Here is a 3,340-nt window from a genome sequence, read left to right on the forward strand (position 1 = left end):
AATCGAACGCCAAAAACGTTACGAAACCATGCCAATTCCGCAAGGCTTGGATTACACCAATGTCACCAGCTTGTCATCAGAGCTACGGCTAAAGCTCAGTGAGCATCGCCCCGAAACGCTAGGTCAAATGGCGCGCATATCGGGTGTCACCCCAGCAGCGCTATCAGTGTTGCGCATCTATTTAAAGAAAATGCAGTATAGCTAAGCGATAGCGCGACACATTATTGCTAAATCTATACATATCATCTTTTGAATGTATAGAAAATTAGAAAATATATACATATAACGAGTTTTGTCTAATGCCGCAACACGATTTTATCCCTGGCCTTGTGGGCCGATTGCAAATTATTTATCGCCAATCTAATCACGATTTGCCCGCAGTATTAATTTGCCACCCGCATCCGCAGCATGGTGGCACGATGCATAATAAAGTTACTTACTGTATTGCCAAGGCGTTTTCGGACAAAGGTCATGCTGTGTTGCGCTTTAACTTTCGTGGCGTGGATTTAAGTGAAGGTGAATGGGCCGATGGAGTGGGTGAGGTCGAGGACGCGAAAGCATGCATTGATTGGTTGGCAGAAAAACATTCGAAGATTTGGTTGGCGGGATTTTCCTTTGGTGCCTATGCGGGATTAAAAGCAGTTGCAGAGGATGAACGTGTTGAACGTTTATTCGCTGTTGCCCCCGCGGTGTCGTTATATGATTTTTCTTTCCTCGATAATGAGCGACGACCCTTAACGGTAGTGCACGGTACAGACGATGAAATTGTGCCTTATGACCAGGTAAGTCGCTGGGCGCTCACACACCCTACCGCGGTTTTACATTCTATTGACGAGGCAGGGCATTTCTTCCTTAGGCATACAAATGAGATGCTAGCCGCCCTATTGTTAGAGGTTACCTAATTAGCGCACCTTATTTGTATGCCCGTTATCGATTAAGATGGGGCCAGCACTCCGTCAAGGTTGTATTGATGGGTTCAGCGTCGCGGTGGTGTTTCGCCACAAGGCACAGCACGCAGGCAATGGCCATAGTCCTTGTCCAGTGCTGTAACGCAGTGGCGGAGCGCCACCGCGAACGCCCGAAGGGTTGGCCTGTCAGCGTCCATGGCGGTGTTACGTCTCTTGCAAAGGGCTACGGCCATTCGCTGCGAGACGTGCCTTGCCCTGAACGCTGACAGGCCAACTGAATCCATCAATACAACCTTGACGGAGTGCTAATGTCTACTAACAATATCAATAATGAGATGATGAGCCTGGCTGATTCACTGGCGTCTATGTCTTTGCGGGTCTCAGTGGATCAATGCGCTCAGTTAAGTCAGTATTTAGCGCTATTAGCAAAGTGGAACCGGGTCTATAATTTAACGGCGATTCGTGATCCTGAGCAGATGATAAGCGAACATCTGCTCGACAGTTTGTCGTTGACACCGTATGTTAATGGGTTGCGTGTGCTGGATGTTGGCACAGGTGGTGGTTTGCCAGGAATACCCTTGGCGATTCTGTTACCGGATATCGAATTTACTTTATTGGACTCAAACGCTAAGAAAACCCGCTTTGTGCAACAGGCCGTGATTGAACTTAAACTCAATAATGTTAACGTGGTGTGTAGCCGTATCGAGGACTATCAGCCTGATGCCGCGCCACAACAGATTACCAGCCGCGCCTTTGCTAAGCTACGACAGTTTGCCGATGGTGTGGCGCACCTTTGTGCTGCCAAAACGCAATTACTTGCGATGAAGGGTAAGTATCCATATAAAGAAATCGCCGAGTTGGGCGATGTTGAGGTCGAGGTAATTGCGCTGACTATTCCGACGATGACAGTAGAACGTCATTTGGTGTGTTTTACCCCGAAAGCGGGCATAGACTTTGATGCAAGGGCAGACCGTGGCTGATAGTAAAGCGCAGGTATTTGCTGTTGCCAACCAGAAAGGCGGCGTGGGTAAAACCACAACGACGATCAACTTGGCGGCATCGCTAGCGGCAACCCAGCGCAAGGTGTTATTGGTTGATCTTGATGCTCAGGGTAATGCCACCATGGGCAGTGGTATTAATAAAAAAGGCGTGACACATTCCGCTTATCATGTGCTGGTTGATGGCGTGACGATGGCTGAGGCCATGATTGTCTCTGACAGCGCGGGCTACCACGTTTTGGCTGGGAACTCTGATCTCACCGCAGCAGAGGTGGCTTTAATTACACAAGGTCAGCGCGAGACGCGGTTGAAAACGGCTTTGGCGCCGGTGCTTGGTCGATTTGATTATATCTTGATTGATTGCCCGCCAGCGTTGAATATTCTAACTCTGAATGCCTTGGTGGCTGCCGAAGGTGTGATTATTCCCATGCAATGTGAATACTATGCTTTGGAAGGCTTGTCTGCTTTGGTGGAAACGATAGAAAATGTGCGCAGTAGTTTAAATCCGCATTTGCAAATCAAAGGCTTGTTGCGCACCATGTTTGACCCACGTAATAATCTATCGAATGAGGTTTCAGATCAATTGATTAAGCATTTTGGTGATAAGGTTTATCGTACCATTGTGCCACGTAATGTGCGTTTAGCTGAGGCACCAAGCCACGGCTTGCCGGTGATGAAATATGATAAGAGCTCGCGTGGCGCGATATGTTATTTGGCTTTGGCTGGCGAAATTTTGCGTCGCGATGCCAAAGAACGCAGCGCTACTCATTCGCGCCAGCATGGTTTGGCTGAGGATACGACTAATACAGAGGAAACTAATGGCAACTAAGTGTCTCAAGAGCCTGATCCGCGAAAGCGTGGGGGCACGTTGAAAAAACGCAGCCTCGGCCGTGGTTTTGAAGCACTGCTTGGTGATACCGATATCGCCGCCTTGGTCGATGACAAGTCTGCTGAGAAAGTGGTGGGGTTGCACCCCGAGGGCACGTTGCGTCAAATTGCGATCGAAGACTTGCAGCCTGGTCGCTACCAACCACGTCGTGATATGCGTGAAGAGGCATTGCAAACACTGGCTGAATCAATAAAAGCCCAAGGGGTGATTCAGCCGATAGTGGTGCGTGCAATCGATAGCGGCGGCTATGAAATCATCGCTGGTGAACGTCGCTGGCGTGCGGCGCAGTTAGCGAGCTTGCATGAGGTGCCAGTAGTGGTGCGCGATGTTGATGATCGCGCTGCCATTGCTATAGCCTTGATAGAAAATATTCAGCGCGAAGACCTTAATCCGCTGGAAGAGGCGCAGTCGCTGCAGCGATTAATTGATGAATTTGGTTTTACCCATGAGCAAGCAGCCTCAGCTGTAGGCCGTTCACGCAGTGCAGTAAGTAATTTGTTGCGCTTATTGGCTTTGCCTGAAGAAGTAAAAGCGCTGGTCGTGGC

Annotated in this window: 5 protein-coding genes; all 5 read left to right on the forward strand. The window is 49.2% G+C overall.

Features of this window, described 5'->3' with window-relative positions; all coding sequences use genetic code 11:
- On the forward strand, positions 1-205 hold a 205-nt coding region (gene gidA, locus JKY90_00005), incomplete at its 5' end, for a tRNA uridine-5-carboxymethylaminomethyl(34) synthesis enzyme MnmG (protein MBL4850656.1).
- A gap of 94 nt (positions 206-299) precedes the next feature.
- Positions 300-902 (forward strand): alpha/beta fold hydrolase, encoded by a 603-nt coding sequence (locus tag JKY90_00010; protein ID MBL4850657.1) that lies wholly within the window; start codon positions 300-302, stop codon positions 900-902.
- Positions 903-1,243: 341 nt separating this feature from the next.
- Positions 1,244-1,888 carry a 16S rRNA (guanine(527)-N(7))-methyltransferase RsmG gene (gene rsmG / locus JKY90_00015; GenBank protein MBL4850658.1) on the forward strand — a complete coding sequence of 215 codons (645 nt, stop codon included), beginning with the start codon at positions 1,244-1,246 and terminating at the stop codon, positions 1,886-1,888.
- Positions 1,866-2,735 (forward strand): ParA family protein, encoded by an 870-nt coding sequence (locus JKY90_00020; protein MBL4850659.1) that lies wholly within the window; start codon positions 1,866-1,868, stop codon positions 2,733-2,735. The genes rsmG and JKY90_00020 overlap by 23 nt, the downstream gene beginning before the upstream one ends.
- 39 nt (positions 2,736-2,774) lie before the next feature.
- On the forward strand, positions 2,775-3,340 hold a 566-nt coding region (locus tag JKY90_00025), incomplete at its 3' end, for a ParB/RepB/Spo0J family partition protein (GenBank protein ID MBL4850660.1).

It is taken from the genome of Gammaproteobacteria bacterium (assembly GCA_016765075.1).
Lineage (GTDB): Bacteria > Pseudomonadota > Gammaproteobacteria.